Origin of the sequence: Bifidobacterium pseudolongum subsp. globosum (genome assembly GCF_000741295.1) — a bacterium.
GTDB classification, from domain to species: Bacteria; Actinomycetota; Actinomycetes; order Actinomycetales; family Bifidobacteriaceae; genus Bifidobacterium; species Bifidobacterium globosum.
In genome coordinates, this window is the sequence record NZ_JGZG01000008.1 from 161,270 (window position 1) to 183,461 (window position 22,192).

Sequence of the window (22,192 nt, forward strand, 5' to 3'; positions counted from 1 at the left end):
CCTTACGGCTTGCGGCACAATGCCGACGTTGTTACGCACAGTCTAGGAAACCCATGCAACAAGCATGTCTCCACGCCCATATCATGGGCATGCGCCCCACAACCGGCACCGAGCACGGCATCCAGGTCAGTCCGCTGTAGACGGGCGATTATATGGGAGGGCTCCGCAACCAGTTGGCTGCGGAGCCCTCCCATGTCGTTTATCAGTGGCTGGTCACCTGTGGGTCAACTCACTGCTCGTTCTGGCCGTGGCACATCTTGTACTTACGGCCGGAACCGCACGGGCACGGCGCGTTCTTCGAGGTGCCGGGGAACGTACGGCCGTCGGCCCACGGGGTCTTCAGCTCCTCGTTCTTAGGGCGCTTCGACGCCGGCACCTTGCCTTCGGCGTGCGACATCGGGGCCGGGCCCATCAGTCCCGATTCCGGAATCGCCTCATCGTCGTCATAGGCTTCCTTGATCGATTCCTCGTTGGCGGCGGTGAGCACCTCGTCGGCGTGGTCGTCACGCTGGTCGGGCTCTTCCGGCTCGTGCAGCTGGGTCTCGTCGGATTCGACCTCGTCCTGCTCCTCGACGTCGTCGCCCATCGCGACTTCCGCCTGGTCCACGGCCTGGTCGTCGCGCACATCCTGCTGGATGTCCTCGTGATCCTCGGTCTGGGCCACGCTGTCGAGGTCGATGTGGAACAGCAGCTGCACCGACTCCTCCTTGATCGCCTCGATCATGGAGTTGTACATCTGGTAGCCCTCACGCTGGTATTCCACGAGCGGGTCGCGCTGGCCCATGCCGCGCAGGCCGATGCCGTCCTTGAGGTAGTCCATCTCGTACAGATGCTCGCGCCACTTGCGGTCAAGCACGGCGAGCACCACGCGGCGCTCGAGTGTGCGCAGGCCCTCCTCGCCGAGCCTGTCTTCGAACTGGTCGTACTGGTTGAGCGCATCGTCCACGAAGAGCTTCTTCACCGCTTCCGCGGCCTTATCGCCCTTGAGGCCTTCAGCCGCCTTGCGGGCGTCGTCTTCGGTCACCGTGGTCGGGAACAGCTCCTTGATGGCGCCCACCATGCCGGCCCAGTCCCAGTCCTTCGGCTTGTCGGAACCGCGGTTCGCACCATGCACATAGCTCGCGACGGTGTCGGAGATGAACATCTCGATGTCTTCGTGGATGTCCTCGCCCTTGAGCACCGCCTGGCGCTCCGCGTAGATGACAGTGCGCTGCTTGTTCATCACGTCGTCGTACTTGAGCACGTTCTTACGGATTTCGAAGTTGCGCGATTCGACGGCCTTCTGTGCATTGCGCACGCCCTTCGACACGCTCTTCGACTCAATCGGCTCGCCTTCCGGCATGCCCTTGGCCATGACGCGCGCCACGAGCTGTGTGTTGAACAGGCGCATCAGGTCGTCTTCGAGGCTCAGGTAGAAGCGCGATTCGCCCGGGTCGCCCTGACGGCCGGAACGGCCGCGCAGCTGGTTGTCGATACGGCGGGATTCGTGGCGCTCGGTGCCGAGCACGTACAGGCCACCGAGGTCCACGACCTCCTGATGCTCGTCCTTGACCTGCTCCTTGATCTGCTTGAGGGTCTCAGGCCAGAGCTTCTCGTACTCCTCCGGCGTGTCTTCCGGCGAGTAGCCTTCTTCCTTGAGCTTGGCGTCGGCGAGGAACTCGACGTTGCCGCCGAGCATGATGTCGGTACCACGGCCGGCCATGTTGGTGGCCACGGTCACGGCGCCCTTGCGGCCCGCCACGGCCACGACGGCCGCTTCCTTCTCATGCTGCTTCGCGTTGAGCACCTTGTGCTCGATGCCCACCACGTCGAGCAGCGACGAGACGACTTCCGACGATTCGACGGACGCGGTGCCCAGCAGCACCGGCTGGCCCTTGGCGTGGCGCTCGGCCACGTCCTTGACGATCGCCGCGAGCTTTTCCTTCTTGGTGCGGAAGATGAGGTCGTCCTTGTCCTGGCGGATCATCGGGCGGTTCGTCGGGATCGGCAGCACGCCGAGCTTGTAGGTGCCCATGAACTCGGCGGCCTCGGTCTCGGCCGTACCGGTCATGCCCGCGAGCTTGTCGTACATACGGAAGTAGTTCTGCAGCGTGATCGTGGCGAAGGTCTGGTTCTCGGCCTTGACCTCCACGTGCTCCTTGGCTTCGATCGCCTGGTGCAGGCCTTCGTTGTAGCGGCGGCCCGGCAGGATACGGCCGGTGTGCTCATCGACGATGAGCACTTCGCCGTTCGTCACCACGTAGTCACGGTCGCGCAGGAACAGTTCCTTGGCCTTGATCGCGTTGTTGAGGTAGCCGATAAGGGCCGTGTTGTTCGGCTCGTACAGGTTGTCGATGCCCAGGTAGTCCTCGATCTTCGTGATGCCCGGGTCGAGGATGCCGACGGTCTTCTTCTTCTCGTCGACCTCGTAGTCCTCGTCACGCGTGAGCTTGAGCACGAGCTTGGCGAACTGGCGGTACCAACGTGTCACATCGCCTTCGGCGGGGCCCGAGATGATGAGCGGCGTACGCGCCTCATCGATGAGGATCGAGTCGACCTCGTCGACGATGGCGTAGTGGTGGCCGCGCTGCACGAGCTCGTTCTTCTCCCACGCCATGTTGTCGCGCAGATAGTCGAAACCGAACTCGTTGTTGGTGCCGTACGTGATGTCCGCGTTGTACTGCTTGCGGCGCTCCGGCGGCTTCTGCCCGGTGACGATGCATCCGACGCTCATGCCGAGGAAGCGGTAGATGCGCCCCATGAGCTCGCTCTGGTAGCTCGCCAAGTAGTCGTTGACGGTGATGACGTGCACGCCCTTGCCCTCAAGCGCGTTGAGGTAGCTCGGCAGGGTGGCCACAAGGGTCTTGCCTTCACCGGTCTTCATTTCGGCGATGTTGCCCCAATGCAGCGCCGCGCCGCCCATGAGCTGCACGTCGAAGTGGCGCTGGCCGAGCGTGCGCTTCGAGACCTCACGCACTGTGGCGAACGCCTCGGCCATGATGTCGTCAAGCGAAGCGCCATTGTCGAGCTTCTGCTTGAATTTGGCGGTCTGGCCCTTGAGCTCTTCGTCGCTCAGCGCCGCGATCTGGTCCTCGAGGGCGTTGACCTCTTTGGCAACGTTCTCAAGCCGCTTCACCTGGCGGCCTTCGCCCATACGGAGGGCTTTATCTACGATGTCTACCAATTTCACTCCCTTGGTGTGCTTGGTCTGATGACTAACACAACTAACAATAATCCTGAGAGCGAAATTGTTCCCAATTCCTCGGCCTTTTTACGAAACTATAGTGTTGTTGACACAAAACCCACGTATTTCCTGACAGAAGTGACTTCGTTTGCATGAGCAACGCCACCCTGCTTCCTCGCAGGGTGGCGTTGCTCATGCCATGCGCCTATGCGGGCGCACCAGACCACTCAGGCGTTCTTGGCTTCCTGGGCCTTCTTGACATTCTCCGGGGTGTCGATCTCGAAGACGCCGTAGCTCCAGCCGTGACGGTGGTAGACGACCGATGGGCGCATCGTGTCTTTGTTGACGAACAGGAAGAAGTCGTGGCCGATCAGCTCCATCTCGTAGAGCGCCTCGTCGATGCTCATCGGTTCGGCGACGTGCAGCTTACGGCGAATCACGATCGGGGTGTCACCGACGTGCACTTCGATCGACTCACCGGGGCCGAGGTCGGAAGCGACAGCGGCGGCCGGGCTGTTGGCGTCTGCAGCGTCGCCCATGATGTCTTCCTCTTCCTCGGACGGCGGCACGAACTGGCCGGCGTCCACCGGCACCGGGCTGTAGTTCTTGCGATGGTCCTTGCGACGGTCGCGTGCGCGGCGCAGGCGCAGCGTGAGCTTATCGAGGGCCAAGTCGAGCGCGCTGATCTCGTCAGCGCTCGAAGCCTCGGCGCGCACCACGGTGGAGCCGGCGATGACGGTCAGCTCGACGCGGATGGCGGTGTCATGCATACGCGGATTGCCCTCGTGCGACAGCACAATCTGCACGCGCTGCGCGTCGGGGGCGATTGCGGTCACACGATTCATCTTGCTTTCGACGACGTCACGGAACTTCTGCTTGATCTGAATGTGACGGCCGGTAAGAACGATATCCATGTGGACCTCCCTAGACTCAAGCGGCTTTCGCCGCTATATACGGACCGATACGGCGAAACCGCCGTCCGGATATGACCCATTGTAGCCGACGCCTCGCGGCGAAATGCACACCATGCCCACGGTTGGACTGTTTTGAGGCTATCGGCGCCAATATGTGGACCACGGGTCCCTCCCGATGCTACAATGCAAAGGTTGAGACCTCTCGATGGCCGCGACCGCGCTTGCGCGGTTGAGGAACTTCCGGGCTCCGCAGAGCACGATGGCGGATAACGTCCGCCCAGGGCGACCTGAGAGATAGCGCAGCAGAGAACAGACCGCCGGCACATGTGCCGGTAAGGGTGAAACGGCGGTGTAAGAGACCACCGGGCCGCTGGCAACAGTCGGCCGCATGGCAAGCCTCATCGGGAGCAAGGCCAAGCAGAAGGCGTTTGAGGGCTGCTCGCCCAATGCCTTCGGGTAGGCTGCTAGAGCCTGACGGCGACGTCAGGTCGAGATGGATGGCCATCCGTGCCCATAGGGCACGACAGAACCCGGGGTATGAGGGGTCTCACTTATTCCTCGCTTGCATCGGCCGAGAACAAGGCATGGGCAACTTCGCGCAGCACTTGGGGATCATGGCCTTTGCGGCCGCCTGCACCCCAGAACCTGCGGCGCCGCACCTCCACACTGCACGCACGCGCCTTACGCGCCACGCTACGGCCCAATTCCCATGCGGCTTCGTCGAAGACGCCTTGTTCGGCCGCCTCCTGCGCCACGGATTGGGCGATGGCGCGGTCGACGCCTTTGCGAGTGAGCTCGATGACCGCGCCGCGCATGCCCATCATGCGGCTGACGCATGCGCGCACCACCATGCGCGCATAGTCCTCGTCGTCAAGCAACCGCAATTCGACAAGACGGTCGATGACCGCATCGATGACCTGAGGCTCATACCCGCGCTCCGCAAGCTTGCCGCGCAATCCGCCGGTCGAGCGTGCGGCGGCGTCGAGGAGCCTCAGTGCGGCCTCCTTGCAGGCCTCTTCGTCCTGCGGGGTCTCGGTGAGCGTATAACCGAATCCGCTCCCCCGCCGTACGCGCACGGCATCACACCCACCCTTGGTATGGCGCGCACCGCCATCACGGTGCTTGCCACTGCGGGCCGTGGTGGGTGTGGGCGAATGTGGGGTGGCCGGTTCAGGCGTCTCGGCGGCGCCAGCGCCAGCCACCCCATGTTCACGCAGAAATTCCTCGGCGGAGATCATGCCTGCACCTTGCGGTCAGTTCTTCTTGGGGGCGTCTTCCACCGGCTGCCCCTCGATTGTGGCCTCGACCGTGTCGCCCTGCGCGAATTCGTCTTCGCCGGCAATCAGGCCGTACGAGACTTTGACCTTGTGCTCGATCTCATCGACCACGCCCGGGTTGTCTTTGAGGAACTTGCGCACATTCTCACGCCCCTGCCCCAACTGGTCGCCTTCGTAGGTGAACCACGACCCTGACTTCTTGACGATGCCGGTCTCGAGCGCCATGTCGAGCACGGAACCTTCACGCGAGATGCCCTCGCCATACAGCACATCGAACTCTGCGGTCTTGAACGGTGGCGCCATCTTGTTCTTCACCACCTTGACCTTGGTGCGGTTGCCCACGGCGTCCTCACCGTTCTTGAGCGTCTGGATGCGGCGGATGTCCATACGCACCGAGGCATAGAACTTGAGCGCCTTGCCGCCGGTGGTGGTCTCGGGACTGCCGAAGAAGACGCCGATCTTCTCGCGCAGCTGATTGATGAAGATCGCGGTCGTGTTCGCCTGCGCGAGCGCGCCGGTCATCTTGCGCAGCGCCTGGCTCATCAGACGCGCCTGCAGACCCACGTGACTGTCACCCATGTCGCCTTCGATCTCGGCCTTCGGCACGAGCGCCGCCACGGAGTCGATGACGATCACGTCGAGCGCACCGGAGCGGATGAGCATGTCGGCGATCTCAAGCGCCTGCTCGCCGTTGTCCGGCTGCGAGACGATCAGTGAATCCGTATCGACGCCGAGATTGCGCGCATACACCGGGTCGAGCGCGTGCTCGGCGTCGATGAACGCCGCGACGCCGCCATTGCGCTGCGCGTTGGCCACCACATGGAGCGCAAGGGTCGTCTTGCCCGAGGATTCCGGGCCGTAGATCTCCACCACGCGGCCACGCGGCAGCCCGCCGATGCCCAACGCCATGTCGAGCGCCAGCGAACCGGTGGGAATGACCTCCACATCCTGTTCGGGCCGGTCGCCCAACCGCATGGCCGACCCCTTGCCGAAGCTCTTCTCGACCTGTTGCAATGCGGTGTCAAGGGCCGCCTGACGGCGTGGATCGATCTTCGGTGCCTCGCCGTCCTGCGCCGCCGCCTTGGTTTTGTCTGCCTTCGTCTGCGTAGCCATCGCTTGGTTCTCCTTCATGTTCTGCCGAATGGTGTGCCCATACGCTAACGCGCCATGCAGCCGCCATCAACTTGTGCAGGGGCATGTGGTCGGACGCCCCGCCCATCCACAATGGGCGCGACCGGCACTCCGGCAAGCCCTGCGTGCTGCGCTCCATCATACCCGACAATGCGAACATTTGTTCGAATGTGTGCCATGTGCGGCGAGTCGCGGATCAGCCGCGGAAATCGACCGGCAACGGCGGCGCCGTATGGTCCTTGCCCCAGCGCTTGCTGTCTGGAATGCCCATCTGGTCACACAGCACGTTCCACACCACACGCGGCTCCTCACCGCGCTCCAGCGCCTCCACAACGGTGGCGCCGCCGAGCTTGGTGAGCCCTTGGTCGTGTGCCAGCGCACGCCCGTAACTGCGCCCGAAGACCTCTTCCAACAATTGCCAAAACTCACGTTCACGCATAGCCCACCACTGTATCGCACGCATCCGCCCACCATACATATGGCTTGGCGCCGTGCGCCCGGCCGGCAGCGTTGCGGGTTCCCGCTGTACTGCCGGCCGGGCGCACGGCGCCAAGCCATAGAGATAGGTTGAAAATCAGCCTTCGACCGAATCCAGGTAATCCGCGACCATGCGCAGCATCTGGGAAGTGCTCAAACCCAGCGACTCGGAGATGGACGCGAGCAGTTCGGAGCTCGCCTCCTTCTGGCCACGCTCGACCTCGGAGAGGTACCCGAGCGACACACCGGCCTTCTCGCTGACCTCACGCAGCGTCTTGTGGTCATGGGTGCGCAGGTCGCGCAGCACATGGCCAATCGCCTCGCGCAACGACACTTCCTTGACTTCCCCATTGGCCTCATGCTTGCGCAGCAGCGCCCGAGGCTTCACGCTTTCGGAATCCTCCTCCTGCCACATGCGCACAAGCGCCGCCTGACGTTCATCCTTCGCCTTCTTGGCTGCTCGCGCACGCATCACCTGCTGCTGGGCGAACATCACCGCCCGGCGCTGTGCGGGGGTCAGCTCACGCATACGAGCGGATTCCGAACGTGCGGGTGCCGGCGCCTCTACCTTCTTGACCTCGGCTTGCACTTCAGTGATTGTCATTCGTTCCATGGCAGTCACACCCCTTTCACATTGTTCTGCCTACACTTCTTTACTGTTTCAGTATCAGGAATTATTCCTGTGAAGAACCTGAGAATTCCCTCAGGTTTTCCAGAACACACCCGATTGTCTTATGTCTAATAACCTCCCGGGAACCTTGCAAATTCAACTCTACTGCATAGTGTGAAGATTCTATGGAGACGGCAGGAATTTCAGGAAAAGACACGCCGATATAGACCAATCCTGCGGGTTTTCCGCCGTCAGGCCCCGGTCCAGCCACCCCGGTGGTGGATAATCCGATTATCCGAGAGCGATATTCCGATTGGCTGAACAGTTGTGCCGTGCGCTGGGCCATTTCGATGGCCACCTGTGGGTGCACCGCCCCTTCCCTCCGTAAGAGTTCTGCATCTACGCCGAGCACAGAGGCCTTGGCGTGGATGTCATAGGTAACCGCCGACCCGAGGAACACCTGCGAAGCGCCGGGGATGCGCACAAAGGCGTCGGCGAGCAGACCACCGGTCAGCGACTCCGCACACGCAATCTTCACATCCCGCTCCCGGCACCATTCCAATATGGCCGCGGCCTGGTCATCGCAATACGCCTGCAGCTCCTCGACACTATCGAGATCCCTTGGATCGATTGTGGATACATCGTGCATCGCGCACCTCTTTCTCTGCCTTGGGTCCCATCGCCCGATTGCGGCACGCCTCCATATATACAAACATCCCGCGCGCAGGGCCGCCATGCGCGCGGGATGCAGAACGCAGCACTCCGGGCAGTTACCGGGCCGCGCGCTTCTTTGCGGCCATGACGCCATGCACATACTGCCATCCTGAATACAGGCACAGGATGAGCGAGAAGTAGATCAGCATGTAGGTGACGACGAAATAGATCGAGAGCCACAGTGGCTGCGCGCCCCCATGCCACAATGTCCACACCGGGAACATGAGCAGTCCGATGCCAAGGCACTGCGCGAGCGTCTTGTATTTGCCGATCTGCGAGGCGGCGATGACCTTGCCGCCATGGTCGATGACGAAGAAGCGCATCACGGTGATGCCGATCTCACGCAACAGGAACAGGCCGGTGACGATCCAGCCGACCCACACATTGCCCAGCTCGCCGTAGCAGGCGGCCACCACAAGGGCGCCGAGGGTGAGCAATTTGTCGGCAATCGGATCCATCAGCTTGCCCAGTTCGGTCACCTGGTTGTATTTGCGCGCAAGCCAACCGTCGAGTTTGTCGGTGGACGCAGCGATCAAGAAGATGATTGCGGCCGCCCAGCGCATGCCCACATTGCGCAGTCCCCAAGGGCCAGCCGCAATGTACAATCCCAAAAACACCACAACAAGGATGATGCGGCTGAAGGTGACGAGGTTCGGCGGTGAACTCCACCCAGCCCACAATGACTGTTTTTCATCTGTCTGCTTTTCCATGCGCTTCAGGATACTCCCCAGCCGTCACTTTCCATGCCGTGCATGTCCTGCGGCGCCAACAAGCGACTACATGTCGGCATCATTGGCGGCCGGTTCGGCCGCCGTGGGCGTGATCGCGTCGGTCTCGCCGCGGATGAACGCGAGCACCTGCGGCAGGTCCTGCGGCTGCACAAGCACTTCGCGCGCCTTGGATCCTTCGGATGGCCCCACCACCCCGCGCGATTCGAGCAGGTCCATGAGGCGGCCCGCCTTGGCGAAGCCGACGCGTAGCTTGCGCTGCAGCATCGACGTGGAGCCGAATTGCGAGCTTACCACGAGCTCGGCGGCCTGCAGCAGGTCGTCCATGTCGCCGCCGATGTCTTCGGTCGGGTCGAGCGCGCTCTTCTCCGACTCCTTCGCCATCTGCTCGATGTCGTCGCGGTAGTGCGGCTTGCGCTGTGTGCTCACGAATTCGACGGCGTCACGAATCTCGGACTCATTGACCCACGACCCCTGCACACGGATCGGCTTGGCCATGCCCATCGGCATGAACAGCGCGTCGCCTTGGCCAATCAGCGTCTCGGCGCCGGTCGCGTCGAGGATGACGCGCGAATCGGTGGCCGACGACGTGGCGAACGCGAGCCTCGACGGGATGTTCGCCTTGATCAGGCCCGTGACCACGTCGACCGACGGGCGCTGCGTGGCGAGCACCAAATGCACGCCGGCAGCGCGCGCGAGCTGCGTGATGCGCTGAATCGAGCTTTCCACGTCGTTCTTCGCGACCATCATCAGGTCTGCCATCTCGTCGACGACGACGAGCAGGTACGGGTACGGCGCCACCTTGCGCTGCGATCCGGCCGGAGCGTGCACCTTGCCTGCGCGCACCGCCTCGTTGAAGTCCTTGACGTGCCGGAATCCGAAAAACTCGAGGTCGCTGTAACGCGCGTCCATCTCTTTGACGACCCATTCGAGCGCTTGGGCCGCCTTCTTCGGGTCGGTGATGATCGGCGTCAGCAGATGCGGGATGCCAGCGTACGCGGACAGTTCCACGCGCTTGGGGTCGACCATGATCATGCGCACCTGATCGGGTGTGGCGCGCATGATGATCGACGTGAGCATCGAGTTGATGAAGCTCGACTTGCCGGAACCTGTGGCGCCGGCCACGAGCAGATGAGGCATCTTCGTCAGGTCGGCCGTCACAAAATGCCCTTCGACGTCTTTGCCCACGCCGGCGAGCATGGGGTTGGGGTCGCTGACCGCCTTCTGCGAACGCAGCACATCGCCCAGATGCACGATCTCGCGGTCGGCGTTGGGGATTTCGATGCCGATCGCGCTTTTGCCAGGGATTGGCGACAGGATGCGCACGTCCGAACTGGCGACGGCGTAGGCAATGTTCTTCTGCAGATTTGTGACTTTCTCAACCTTCACGCCCTGGCCGAGCTCCACCTCGTACTGCGTGACCGAGGGGCCGCGCAGGAACCCGACGACCTTCGCGTCGACCTTGAACTGTTCGAAGGTGTTCGAGAGCGCGCGGATCACCTTGTCGTTCTCCGGTGTGCGCGTCGCATGGGGCTTGCCCTTGGCGAGCATGGCGAGGTCGGGCAGTTGGTACGGCCCATCATCAGCTTCGGTGCCTGTGGCCGCCACTGCGGCGGCGGCAGACGCAGTGCCTGCGGCTGGAGCGCCGGCGCCGCCGGATGCGCCACCCGCCGCAGCCGGCGCGGCGGCGGTCGAACGCGCGACGCGAGGGGCAGTCGGCGGTTCGGAGATGACTTCCCCTGTTTCGGGGGCGACGAGCAGCGTCTGCTCCTGCGCGTCCATATGCGCCCAAGGATCGACAGTGGGCACGGCACCTGACGGCATCGGCCGTGTGTGCTGCTCAGGCAATGCGGACCACGAGCTCGAATCGATGCTGCGCGTGGCGTCGTCACCATAGCCGCCGCCGCTGCTCACCGAGCGCAGACCACTGTCGAGCCGCGTCTCGGCGGCTTCACCGTGACGGCTCGCCGCGTTGAGGAACGCCTCGTCCCCAGCGTAATGGTCGAGGCCGGCGTCGCTGTCTTCATGCCTATGGCGGTGGAACAGACGCGCGAAGAAGCCCGGCTTGCGCACGGCTCCCGACTCCTCGTCCGAGCCATCGTGTGCGGGCACACCATCCGCAAACGCGAGCGTGTCGTCGCCCACGCGCACCTCGTTGGGGAACTGACGGTCGTCTTCGTCGTCGGTCCGCTTGCGTGGCGCTTTGCCGGCGAGCGAACGCACGGTGTCTGGGATGTCGGTCACATGCGTGCGTGTGATGAGCAGCACGGAGAACAGCGCGGACACGACGAACACGATGATCGCGAAGGTCTGCGAAAGCCCCCAGGCGAGCGGCGAGCCGATGACGAACCCAAGCAGGCCGCCGGCGCGCTGCAGGTTGCCCCACGAGAACGTCTTCGTGTCGGCCGCCATGACCACGTCGATGATCGAGCACACCGACCACAGCAGCATCGCCCAACCGGCGATGACGCGCGGGTTGCCTGACCCTTTGCCCGCATTGCGCATGAGGCGCACGGCCACAAGGATCAGCAGCACCGGCACGACGATGCTCATCACGCCGAACAGACCGGCGGCGAACGCGTGCAGCACATGGCCGAGCGCGCCGTCCACGCGGAACCACTCGGATCCGATGAAGAACACGGCGAGCACGATCATCACGAAGCACAATCCGTCGCGACGGTACGCCGGGTCGAATTCGCCGGTGCCGCCAGCCCCACGCACGCCGGCGCCAAGTGCGCGCGGCACGGCGAGCGCGGCGCGCTTCCACCACGGCTCGAGCGTGGGGGCGCCCGACGACGGGGTCTGCCGCGATGTGCCCGACGAACTGGTGCGGGGTTTGTTTGGGTTCGAGGAAGTAGATCGTGCCATAACGCTCAAGATTCTATCGCAGGGGTTTCACCTCGCCTCGCGCGCGTTCGCGATGCGCGCGCATCAGTGCAATGCGCCGAGATGGTGCTGCACGTATTCGTCGGCGTGCATGTCGATGTGGTCGTAGCCGCCTTGGTCGGCCACGTCGATGATCGCCATCGCGTTGTCCACAAGACGCGGGTTGAGCGCCTGCAGCCAGTGGATGCGCGGGTCGCGTCCGAACCAGCCCATCTGCTTGCGCGCCAGACGCCGTGTTTTCTGCGCCACGTCGGCCATCGTCTCATCGAGGTCGCGCAGGCCGTCCAAGTAGTCAATCACCTGCTGGTAGCCGAGCGCGCGCGCCGCCGTCATGCCTAGATGCGGGCGCAGGCGTTCGACTTCGTCGATGAAACCGTCGTCGAACATGCGACGCGTGCGTTCGTCGATGCGCGCGTCGAGGTCTTCGCGCGGCAGGTCGAGCCCGATCTGCACCGAGGGAATGACGTAACGGTAACGCGGCAGCGACGCCGAATACGGGCGCCCGGTGAGCTCGATGACCTCGAGCGCGCGCACGGTGCGGCGTGGATTGTGCGGATCCATGCGCGCCGCCGCCTCGGGGTCACGCTGCGCGAGCTCGGCGAACAGTGCGCCGGCGCCTTCCGTGCGCGCGCGTTCCTCGAGACGCGCGCGCACGTCCGGATCGGTGCCGGGGAACGAGATGTCATCGATTGCGGCGCGCGCGTACAGGCCCGAGCCGCCCACGAGGATCGGGCGGATGCCCTGTGCCTGCAGATCGCTGATGACCGTGCGCGCCATCTGCTGGAAGCGCGCGACGGTCATTGTGCTGGACGGGTCGATCACGTCGAGCAGATGGTGCGGCACCGCGGCCTGCTCCTGCGCACTCGCCTTCGCGGTGCCGATGTCCATGCCGCGGTACATCTGGTAGGCGTCCGCATTGACGATCTGCGCGTGCTCGCCACGTTCGGCAAGACGCCGCGCGATCGCGATGCCCAGGCCCGTCTTGCCCGATGCCGTGGGCCCAACAATCGAGACGAGGCGCGGTGCGACGATCGGCGTGGGTTCAGTGGCGGATGGCATAGGTCTGCCCCTTGGCCGGGTCCGGGTCCGCGATGAGGTTGTGCTTGCCGGCGTGCGTGACCGTGGCGGTCACGAAATCGCCGACCTGCGGTGCGGGCATGCCTTCGGGCACGCCGACATGCACAAGCACGCCGGTGCGTTCACGGCCGGTCACACGGTGCGTCTGCTCGTCCTTGCGGCCGGTGGTGCCGGTGACCATCACTTCGACGTCGCGCCCTTCGAACTTCTTGAGCTCCTGTGCGGTGATGCGCTCCTGCAGCGCCACAAGGCGCTCGAAACGCTCCTGCGAGACTTCGCGCGGCACCTGTTCCATCGCCGCGGCGGGCGTGCCCGGGCGCGGTGAGTAGATGAACGTGAACGCGGACGAGAAGCGCGCCTGCTCCACGATGTCGAGCGTGCGCTGGAAGTCCTCTTCCGTCTCGCCCGGGAACCCGACGATGATGTCGGTCGAGATCTGCGCGTCGGGCATCGCCTCACGGATGCGGCCCAGGATGTCGAGGAACTTCGCGGAACGGTATGACCTGCGCATGGCGCGCAGGATGCGGTCAGAGCCCGACTGGAGCGGGAAGTGCAGCTGGTGCATCACATTCGGCGTCTGCGCCATCGCCTCGATCACGTCGTCGGTGAACGCCGCCGGATGCGGCGACGTGAACCGAACACGTTCGAGCCCCTCGACCTCGCCGCACGCACGCAACAGCTTCGAGAACGCATAGCGGTCGCCCACGCCGTAACCGTACGAGTTGACGTTCTGGCCCAGCAGCGTGACCTCTTTGGCGCCTTCGTCCACACAACGGCGCACCTCGGCGAGCACGTCGCCCGGGCGCCGGTCGCGTTCCTTGCCGCGCGTGGTGGGCACGATGCAGAACGTGCAAGTGTTGTTGCAGCCCACCGAGATCGCGACCCACGACGAGATGCGCGACCCGCGCACCGCGGGCAGCTGGCTGGGGAACTGGTCGAGAGATTCCTTGACGCGCACCTGCGCGCGGCCTTCGCGGCGGGCCTGATCGAGCAGCGCCGGCAAGTCCTCGATGTTCTTCGTGCCGAACACGGCGTCGACCCAAGGCGCCTTTCTGGCGATGCGCTCGCGGTCGAGCTGGGCCATGCAGCCGCCGACCGCGATCTGCAGGTTGGGGCGCTCGCGTTTCATCTGCGCCCACAGGCCGATTGTGCCGTACATGCGTTCCGCCGCGTTCTCACGCACTGCGCATGTGTTCATCACGATCAGATCCACGTCGTGGTCGAGCTCCTGCTCTTCGGTGGCCGGCACATACCCTTGGCTCTTGAGCACGCCGGCGATGCGCTCGGAATCGTGCACGTTCATCTGGCAGCCCAGCGTGTGGACCTGGAATACGCCCCTGCCACGGCCCTCCTGCCCGGCCTCGGGGTCCGTAAGCGTGCGCTCCTGCTCGGTCATCATGTCTTCGTTCATACCGCATATGCTAACGGAGGGCGGGCACAGTATGCACAGCATGCCCCACTCCTCCATCGAACTTCCATGAAACGCGCCCGTGCGCCGATTGCCCCGTTCAGGCGCATCGGTTAGGATGGCACAATGTGATACTTGACCGCCAAAGCCGCATCAACACGAATGACCTGCGCACCCGTCTCAAGGTGTTGCTCAACCAATTCTCCCCCGACAACCAACCGGGGCATTTGGGCGACATGGAGACGATGACCGAGTTCATCAACCAGATGCAGGTCTACGAAGGCGCCATGTACGAGATCAGCACCAAGCTCGAGATCCTCGACTCCGAATTCCAAGTGCGCTTTTCGCACGACCCGATCCATCACATGGAGCGCCGCCTCAAGTCCGTGGATTCGATTCTGGGCAAACTGGAACGCAAGAACCTGCCGGTGACGATCGAGGCCATCCGCGACAATCTGTTCGACGTGGCCGGCATCCGCGTGATCTGCAATTACCGCGACGACGTGTATTCCGTGGCCAACTACCTTTCGGCGCAGTCCGACATCCAGGCGCTGCGCGTGAAGGACTACATCAAATCCCCCAAGCAGAACGGCTACCGTTCGCTCCACGTGATCTACGCGGTACCGGTCTTCCTGTCGAACGGCGCGCATTACACGCCCGTGGAGGTGCAGTTCCGCACGATCGCGATGGACTACTGGGCGAGCCTCGAGCACGCGTTGCGCTACAAGACCGATCTGCCCGACAATAAGCACGCGGAGCACGCGCAGACGCTGCTCGATTGCGCGCGCTCGCTGCAGAACGTGGAGACGCAGATGCAGACGATCCACCGCGACATCAACGGCGCCCCGCAGAGCGGCGAGGCCCCGCACGCCGAGGGGCTGCAGCACGCGATCTCGTGACGCGCGCACGGCACCGGCAAACAAAACGGTGGTGGCCCCACGCTGAACAAGCGTGGGGCCACCACCGTATGTGAAGCCTGCGCGGGCTAGTCCCGACTCAGTCCCACCAACTGCAACACGTAGAGGAACATGTTGATGAAGTCGAGGTAGAGATTGAGCGCGCACAGGATCGAGATGCGCTTGATCATCTCGGGGCCCTGCGCGGCGTACTGCGCGAACGCGGCGCGTGTGAACTGCGCGTCGTAGATCGTCATACCGGCGAACAGGATGATGCCGATCGCCGAGATGACCTTGAGCATCGTGTCGGTGGGCGCCACGAACATGAGGATCACCTGCGCCACGATCAGCACGATGAGCGCGATCATCAGTACCGGGCCGGCTTTGAGCATGTTCACCTTGGTCGTCAGGCCGAACATCGTGAGCGCGAAGTAGAAGCCCGCGCTGATCAGGAACGCGAAGCCGATCGTGCCGAGGTTGTATGCCCCGAAGATCGTGCTCATCGTCACGCCCATGAGCGCCGCGAAGATGTAGAAGCACACGCGCGCGGCGGCCGGCGACATCTTCATGACGCGCACGCCAAGGTAGACCGCCATGCCGATCTGCACGATCGCCGGCAGCCAGACGCCCAGCGCACCGGTGGCGCGCAGGAACGACACATAGAACCCGCTCATCTGTGTGAAGATGGCCACTGCCGCGGTGATGAGCAGGCCGATCGTCATCTCGCCATAGGCGCGTGTGATCGACACATGCTCGGCACGCTCGTACGCGTACGCGGGCGTGGCGTCGATTGTGGTTTGGCCCGCCTGCTGCCGCATGGTGTATTGCGACTGCGGACCATTGGGATAGCCCCCATAGGGCTGCTGGCCATATGTCATAATCCGTTGTTCCTTATCTGTTTTGGCTGCCCCTATTGTACGCGAAGAATTCGCCTACAATCTGAAAGTCTTCTGACAATACGATGGGAACGGTCCAATACGGTTGCTCCACTGCATTCAACACCGCCGTGCAAAGCGCTATTCCACCTCGCCCACGGTGAAGGCGGACACCCATCAGTGGCATGCGAGCCATTCGACGGCGAGTTTGGTGCGGTTCGAGATGTTCGTCTTGGCCAGGATGTCGCTGATGCGGTTGCGCACCGTGCCTTCGCTCAGATACAAACGCCCCGCGATCTCGCGGTTGTCCAATCCTTCGGCCACGAGGGCTGCGATGCCCCGCTCACGGTCGGTAAGCACCGCGAACCGCGGGTCCTCCCCCACGCTTTCGCCCGGCGCCCCGCCTTCGCGTGGCGCCACATGCAGCGGCAGTTGGCCTAGGACTTCGGCGCCGAGCACCACCTGGCCCGCCATGACCGCCTGCACTGCCGGAACCACGGAGGCGACGTCCTGTTTGATCAGATAGCCCTTGGTGTGCAGGTCGATGGCACGGCGGATATAGTCGGGGTCGGCGAATGTGGTGAGGATCAGGATGCGCGCATCGGGGTCGCCCCGCAGGATGCGCGCCGCCGCCTCGAGGCCGTCGATGCCCGGCATCTGCACGTCGATGAGCAGCACGTCGGGCGCGTGCCGACGGTAGTTCGCCACGGCGGTCTCGCCGTCATGCGCGCTCCACAGCACCTGCGCGGTGCCGGTGGCGGTGAGTATCGTGCCGATCGACGAGCACACAATCGGGTCGTCGTCGACAATGGCCACTGAAATCATCATGCTCCTTGTGTGGTCTGTTGTGCCGGGTCCTGTTTGGGAATGGAGACAAACACGCGCCAGCCTTCACCGTATGGCCCGCATGTGGCGTTGCCACCGAGTGCGCGGGCGCGTTCCTCGATGTCGGCAAGCCCGATGCCCGCCGAGCGCGTGGCGCCCGCGCTTATGGGCTTGCCGCCGTTGTCCTGCACGATGAGCTGCCAAAGTCCCGGCAGGTCGATGAGCTTCACCGTGGCCTCGCTCGCCGTGCCATGCCGCACCGCATTGGTGAGCGCCTCGCGGATGACCGCGGCGAAACAGCGCGCGACCGCGGCCGGGGCGTGCTTGATGCCATCGGCCAGATGTACCACCAGCGGAACACCCTCGTCGACCGATGCGGCGTCTTCGACCATGCTGTGGAAATCGGTTCCCTCGTCTTTCAGGTCGTGCACCGACGCGCGGATCAACGTCATCGCCTCGTCGAGCGTGGCGCTGATCTGGCTGAACTGCGCGGCATGCTCGGCGTCGCCCACCGTTGCGGCCACGACATGGTCGGCCTGCGTCATCATAATCGCACGTGTGAGGACGTGGCCCACGTTGTCGTGGATCTCACGGGCGATGCGCGTGCGTTCGTTGAGCCGGGCCTGCCGCATGTCGGCGGTGCGCTGCGCCTCGACATCGGCGATGCGCGCATGCGACAGGCGCAGCCGTTCACGTCGTGCATCGGCGAGCGCACGGTAGCGCATCTGCGAGCGCAGGCCATCGGCACGCAGCCAACCCGCCACGGCGGTCAGCACGGTGAGCGGCATTAACAGCATGCAGGCGAGCGCACGCGCGTCATGTGGCCACACGCCGCCGATGCTCATCAACGCCATGCCCGTCACCACGCAAGCCGCCGCACATGGCGCCGCCGTGAGCACATATTTGGCATGGCGTGTGCGTGGCGTGGCGGAGAAGACGAGTTGATAGGCCAGATCGCACGCCACAAGCGGCAGGAACATGGCCCATACCGGAATGGCGACCGCCGCTACGCAGAACGCCATGCTCAAGGTGAGCCATGTCTTCGTCTCTACGAGCGCGGCGAGCGCCGCCAGACAGACCGCCACAAGCAGGCCCACCACGGTGGCCACGGTGATGTCGGAGCCAGCCAGCAGGGCGAGCAACGTGCAGATGACGGCCATAAGCACATGGGCTGCGATGTCCGCCATGCTGCGCTCCTTTCCGTGCCGTGTACGTGTTGCCGCTTCCATTATCGGGCACACCGCGGCTGCCGCAACGCGCATTGTGACATTTGTCACCACTGCTTCACGAAACTGGTGATGGCAGGCACGGTGTCGGCACGCGCCCGCTTGGAACAATGGTTGGCATGAACACTACAGCACCAATCCCGGCGAGCGCCGCACAACGCACCGCGCAGCCCACCCCGGCCATCCGGGTGACCGAACTGGTCAAGCATTATGGAGACAACCTGGCTCTCGACTACCTCAGCATGGAGGTGCGCCGCGGCGAGATCTACGGCCTGCTCGGACCGAATGGCTCGGGCAAGACGACCGCGATCAACTGCATCCTCGGCCTGCTCACCTATGATTCGGGCGAAATCCGCATCTTCGGCGAGCCGATGGGCCCCACGAGCTACGATCTCAAACGCCGCATCGGCGTTGTGCCGCAGGACATCGCCGTGTTCAACGAGCTGACGGTCGAAGAGAACATCTCGTATTTCTGCTCGCTGTACGTGGCAGACCGTGCACGCCGCACAGGGCTCGTCGACGAGGCGATCGCGTTCGTGGGACTCGACGACTACCGCACGTACCGCCCGCGCAAACTCTCCGGCGGCCTGCTGCGCCGACTGAACATCGCATGCGGCATCGTGCACAAGCCGAAGCTCATCTTCTTCGACGAGCCGACCGTGGCCGTCGACCCGCAGAGCCGCAACGCGATCCTCGAAGGCATCGAGCAGCTCAACGCGCAGGGCTCCACCATCGTGTACACGAGCCACTACATGGAAGAGGTCGAGCAGATCTGCGACCGCATCCAGATCATTGACCACGGCCGGCAGATCGCCCTCGGCACCGACGACGAACTCAAGCGCATGATCGACGTCGGTGAGCGCATCAGCATCGAGGCGCCGTCGCTCACGGGCGACGATGATACACGTGCGCGCACCATCGCCGCACTGCGCGCCCTGCCCGCGGTGCACGACGTGGCGTTCGAGCAGGACACGCTCACCATCTCGTGCGCACAGGGCGCGCACAATCTGATCGACGTGCTGCAGGCGCTGCGGCAGGCGGATGTGCCTGTGGGGCATGTCAGCTCGCACACGCCGACGCTCAATGACGTGTTCCTTGCGCTGACCGGCACTGACCTGCGCGACTGACCGCATGCGTATACGAAAGGAGAGACCACGATGTGGAGCACGTTCCTGACCACATTGCGCATCAATCTGCGTGAAAAATCGTCGCTGTTCTGGCTGTTCTGCTTTCCGATCCTGCTCTCGACGATGTTCCTGAGCATGTTCGGCAACCTCGGCGCGACCTATGCAATCACCACGATGCGGTTCGCCGTGGTGGCGGATGCCGCCTATTGCAAGGCCGAAGGCGCGCAACAACTGATCGCCGCGATGCAGCGCACGCCGGTCACGCCGCAGGAATGCGGGACGGCACCGGCCGCGATGGACGTGGATGCGGGCGACACGGATCTGCGCGACCTGCTCGACGTGACAGCGGTGGATACCGTGGGCGATGCCAGCGACCTGATCAATGACGACCATGATGTGCGTGGATTCCTGACTGTGGATGGCGATGGCATGGTGCATATGACGATCAGCCGCGCGACCGTATCGAACGCGAATGATGCGATGGGATCGCCGGGACTGCCCATCTCCCTGAGCATCCTCAACGGCGCGATAGGCATGTTCAACAGGCAGACGCTCACCGTGGCGCAGATCCTGGGCGCCGATCCCACCGTGCTGCACGACGCCGACTTTACGGCCGCCGTGCAGGAGACGCCGGACTTCACGCATCAGGTGCGTCTGACGAACTTCAAGCCGGACGAAAGCGCGCGCTACTACTACGCATTGCTCGCGATGACCGCCCTGATGGCCATGTCCTTCGCCGTGACGACCGTATGCGCCACGCAGGCGAACCTCTCCGCGCTCGGTATGCGCCGCTCGATGGCGCCACTGACCCGCTTGAGGCAGCTCATGGGAGGGTTCCTCGCCAGCTGGCTGTGCACATTCTGCTCACTGCTCGTGGCGCTGCTGTACATCCACTTCGTCTGCCGCATCTCGTTCGGCGGCCGTTGGGCGGCCACCATGCTCGCGATCGTCGTCGCATCGTTCTCGTCGAATGCGCTCGGCACACTGCTCGGCTCGTTGCCGAAGCTGACCGCCGGAACCAAAATCGGCCTGACAACCGCCATCTCGTGCGTGCTTTCGCTCCTGAGCGGCCTGTATGGCTCCGGCGCGATGGCGTTGAGCGACTGGATCCAACGCAACGCGCCGATTGTGGCGATGATCAACCCCACCCAGCAGGTGACCAACCTGTTCTACGACATCCTCTACTACGACTCGTATACCCCATTCTTCCGGACGGTCGGCATCCTGCTGACGATGGCCGTCCTCGCGCTCGCGCTCGCGACCGTGTTCCTCAGGAGGCAGCGTTATGCACACCTTTAAGACCACACTGAAGGTCCTGCTCGCACAGAAACTCATGATCCTCATCTACGTGGTGTGGCTGTGCCTGATGATGTTCGGCCTGAGCTGGAGCATCATCTCCGACCTGGCCAAATCCGACAGCTCCGTCCACTATGAGTCCGCCAAAGCGGACGTGGCCGTGGTCAACCGCGACGCGCACGGCGGCGAACTGGCCGACGCGATGCGCGAGTTCCTCGCCAAGGACTGCGACCTCGTCGATGTTGGCACGACGAGCGAGGAACTGCAGACGGCCGTGGCCTCGAACTACGCGGACCTGATCGTGATCGTCCCCGATGGTTACACGCAGCGCCTCGCAGACGCGCTCGCCAGCGGAGGGACGGAACCGAAACTCGACGTTGTGGTGAGTTTCACCGGCGCCTATGGTTCGCTCGCCAAACTCCAGGTGGACGACTTCCTGCGGCTCACCCGCATCGAGGCCCTCGCGCAGCATACCCAGACTGGCGAGGCCGTGACCACGGCATCGCTCAACACCGCCGCCGGCACAGTCACCACGACAATGGACGCGTCCGCCAACGCCTACCCGAGCATCAGCGTGGCAAGTGACCCGCACGCCGCCACCGACAAGCAGGAATCCGCGCGCACCGCCTATGTCACCACGGCGAAAATGGGCGTGTACCCACTGCTCGCGGCGATGCTCGTGTGCACGGCGCTCGCGATGAACTCGTTCTCCGAGTCGAACGTGCGGCGCAGGCTGTACGCCTCACCACAACGCACTGGCAATCTGGTGATGCAGCAATTTGCCGCCTGCGCGCTCTTCGGCGTCATCGTCAGCCTGCTGTATTGGGGCGTGTCCATGGCACTGCCCGTGGCCGCGGGACTGCCGTTCAACGGCATCCCCGTGCCGACGCTTCTCTACTCCGGCGCCTCGCTCGTGATCTACGCGTTCGTCGGCGTGGCGTGCGGCTTCATGCTCAGCATGCTGTCGGCGAACGCCGTCGCCGTCAACGCCGTCGCGAACGTGTTCGGCCTGCTCGTCATGTTCACGTCGGGCATGGCGTTCCCGATTGACATGATGCCGCACGTCATGATCGTCATCGGCAAACTGCTGCCCGGCTGGTGGTTCTGCCAGTCGATCGACGCGGTCAACGGCATGGACGGCCATATCGATGCGGGACTGTGGCTCGCCAACAACGCGATCGTGCTACTCTTCGGCGTGGTGTTCATCTGCCTTGGACTCGCGTTCTCGAAGCTGCGCCGTTCCCGCCCCGAGCTGGCGGCCCCGGGCGCGACCCAGCTCGCCGAAGCGTAAGGAACCGTCAACAGGTGGGTTCTAATGGTCGTTGCAACACGTCCTTGTGATTGTATGCTTTATTGAGCGTATTCCATGGCATTGAGAAGTTCGATGATCCGTTCGCTTGGCTTGGCCCAGTCCAGTGTTTTGCGTGGTCTGTCGTTGAGCTCGTCGGCCACTGCATCGAGGTAGTCCTGACTGTAGGCGGACAGGTCTGTTCCTTTTGGAAAGTACTGGCGCAGCAATCCGTTGGTGTTCTCGTTCGTGCCCGTCTGCCATGGGCTGTGCG

General features: G+C 63.7%; 18 protein-coding genes, 1 other RNA gene and 1 pseudogene. 5 read left to right on the forward strand and 15 right to left on the reverse strand.

The features are described from left to right. Positions 1–229: 229 nt before the first annotated feature. Both secA and hpf read right to left on the reverse strand, forming a co-directional pair. The gene (secA, locus tag BPSG_RS06335) at positions 230–3,163 is read right to left on the reverse strand and encodes a preprotein translocase subunit SecA (RefSeq protein WP_026643949.1); all 2,934 of its coding nucleotides are present in this window, start codon (positions 3,161–3,163) and stop codon (positions 230–232) included. Between the two features lie 227 nt (positions 3,164–3,390). Then, the gene (gene hpf / locus BPSG_RS06340; protein ID WP_022858748.1) at positions 3,391–4,077 is read right to left on the reverse strand and encodes a ribosome hibernation-promoting factor, HPF/YfiA family; all 687 of its coding nucleotides are present in this window, start codon (positions 4,075–4,077) and stop codon (positions 3,391–3,393) included. A 193-nt stretch (positions 4,078–4,270) separates the two neighbouring features. On the opposite strand from hpf, the gene rnpB reads away from it, so the two are divergent. After that, positions 4,271–4,631: RNase P RNA component class A (rnpB, locus tag BPSG_RS08335), an RNA gene on the forward strand. Here rnpB and BPSG_RS06345 read toward each other — a convergent pair. The 9 genes from BPSG_RS06345 to miaB all read right to left on the reverse strand — a co-directional run bounded on the left by BPSG_RS06345 (position 4,629) and on the right by miaB (position 14,388). Then, complete coding sequence (locus tag BPSG_RS06345) at positions 4,629–5,315, reverse strand: regulatory protein RecX (protein ID WP_026643948.1); 687 nt, start codon at positions 5,313–5,315, stop codon at positions 4,629–4,631. The two genes, rnpB and BPSG_RS06345, sit on opposite strands and share 3 nt — an antisense overlap. 15 nt (positions 5,316–5,330) lie before the next feature. Next, positions 5,331–6,467 (reverse strand): recombinase RecA, encoded by a 1,137-nt coding sequence (gene recA, locus BPSG_RS06350; protein WP_022858747.1) that lies wholly within the window; start codon positions 6,465–6,467, stop codon positions 5,331–5,333. Between the two features lie 214 nt (positions 6,468–6,681). Beyond that, a complete protein-coding gene (locus BPSG_RS06355; protein ID WP_026643947.1) occupies positions 6,682–6,924 on the reverse strand; it encodes a DUF3046 domain-containing protein in 243 nt (80 codons plus the stop codon). A 135-nt stretch (positions 6,925–7,059) separates the two neighbouring features. Beyond that, complete coding sequence (locus tag BPSG_RS06360) at positions 7,060–7,575, reverse strand: helix-turn-helix domain-containing protein (protein ID WP_026643946.1); 516 nt, start codon at positions 7,573–7,575, stop codon at positions 7,060–7,062. Between the two features lie 61 nt (positions 7,576–7,636). Next, positions 7,637–8,221, reverse strand: a complete 585-nt coding sequence (locus BPSG_RS06365; RefSeq protein WP_051592082.1) for a CinA family protein — start codon at positions 8,219–8,221, stop codon at positions 7,637–7,639. A gap of 121 nt (positions 8,222–8,342) precedes the next feature. Then, positions 8,343–8,996, reverse strand: a complete 654-nt coding sequence (gene pgsA / locus BPSG_RS06370) for a CDP-diacylglycerol--glycerol-3-phosphate 3-phosphatidyltransferase (protein WP_026643944.1) — start codon at positions 8,994–8,996, stop codon at positions 8,343–8,345. A 66-nt stretch (positions 8,997–9,062) separates the two neighbouring features. Further along, entirely contained in the window at positions 9,063–11,882 is a 2,820-nt protein-coding gene (locus BPSG_RS06375) for an FtsK/SpoIIIE family DNA translocase (RefSeq protein ID WP_026643943.1), read from the reverse strand. A gap of 63 nt (positions 11,883–11,945) precedes the next feature. Then, entirely contained in the window at positions 11,946–12,959 is a 1,014-nt protein-coding gene (gene miaA / locus BPSG_RS06380; RefSeq protein WP_034879119.1) for a tRNA (adenosine(37)-N6)-dimethylallyltransferase MiaA, read from the reverse strand. Beyond that, positions 12,943–14,388: a tRNA (N6-isopentenyl adenosine(37)-C2)-methylthiotransferase MiaB gene (gene miaB / locus BPSG_RS06385; protein WP_026643941.1), complete on the reverse strand. Its 1,446-nt coding sequence runs from the start codon at positions 14,386–14,388 to the stop codon at positions 12,943–12,945. The genes miaA and miaB overlap by 17 nt, the downstream gene beginning before the upstream one ends. A 125-nt stretch (positions 14,389–14,513) precedes the next feature. On the opposite strand from miaB, the gene BPSG_RS06390 reads away from it, so the two are divergent. Continuing rightward, complete coding sequence (locus tag BPSG_RS06390; protein ID WP_026643940.1) at positions 14,514–15,284, forward strand: GTP pyrophosphokinase; 771 nt, start codon at positions 14,514–14,516, stop codon at positions 15,282–15,284. An 86-nt stretch (positions 15,285–15,370) separates the two neighbouring features. Here the strand turns inward: BPSG_RS06390 and BPSG_RS06395 are convergent, their stop codons facing one another. From BPSG_RS06395 to BPSG_RS06405, 3 genes are all read right to left on the reverse strand, one after another. Next, positions 15,371–16,159 (reverse strand): Bax inhibitor-1/YccA family protein, encoded by a 789-nt coding sequence (locus tag BPSG_RS06395; RefSeq protein ID WP_026643939.1) that lies wholly within the window; start codon positions 16,157–16,159, stop codon positions 15,371–15,373. Positions 16,160–16,333: 174 nt separating this feature from the next. After that, on the reverse strand, positions 16,334–16,978 hold the full coding sequence (locus BPSG_RS06400) for a response regulator transcription factor (protein ID WP_026643938.1): 645 nt from the start codon (positions 16,976–16,978) through the stop codon (positions 16,334–16,336). Between the two features lie 2 nt (positions 16,979–16,980). Further along, positions 16,981–18,168: a sensor histidine kinase gene (locus BPSG_RS06405; protein ID WP_026643937.1), complete on the reverse strand. Its 1,188-nt coding sequence runs from the start codon at positions 18,166–18,168 to the stop codon at positions 16,981–16,983. A 158-nt stretch (positions 18,169–18,326) separates the two neighbouring features. On the opposite strand from BPSG_RS06405, the gene BPSG_RS06410 reads away from it, so the two are divergent. The 3 genes from BPSG_RS06410 to BPSG_RS06420 are packed head-to-tail and all read left to right on the forward strand — an operon-like array spanning position 18,327 to position 21,921. Continuing rightward, positions 18,327–19,334, forward strand: a complete 1,008-nt coding sequence (locus BPSG_RS06410; protein ID WP_026643936.1) for an ABC transporter ATP-binding protein — start codon at positions 18,327–18,329, stop codon at positions 19,332–19,334. Positions 19,335–19,364: 30 nt separating this feature from the next. Next, the gene (locus BPSG_RS06415) at positions 19,365–20,633 is read left to right on the forward strand and encodes an ABC transporter permease (protein WP_026643935.1); all 1,269 of its coding nucleotides are present in this window, start codon (positions 19,365–19,367) and stop codon (positions 20,631–20,633) included. Further along, positions 20,620–21,921 (forward strand): ABC transporter permease, encoded by a 1,302-nt coding sequence (locus tag BPSG_RS06420; protein ID WP_026643934.1) that lies wholly within the window; start codon positions 20,620–20,622, stop codon positions 21,919–21,921. The genes BPSG_RS06415 and BPSG_RS06420 overlap by 14 nt, the downstream gene beginning before the upstream one ends. Before the next feature lie 59 nt (positions 21,922–21,980). Here BPSG_RS06420 and BPSG_RS06425 read toward each other — a convergent pair. Beyond that, positions 21,981–22,192, reverse strand: a pseudogene (locus tag BPSG_RS06425) (IS30 family transposase); the annotation flags it as partial.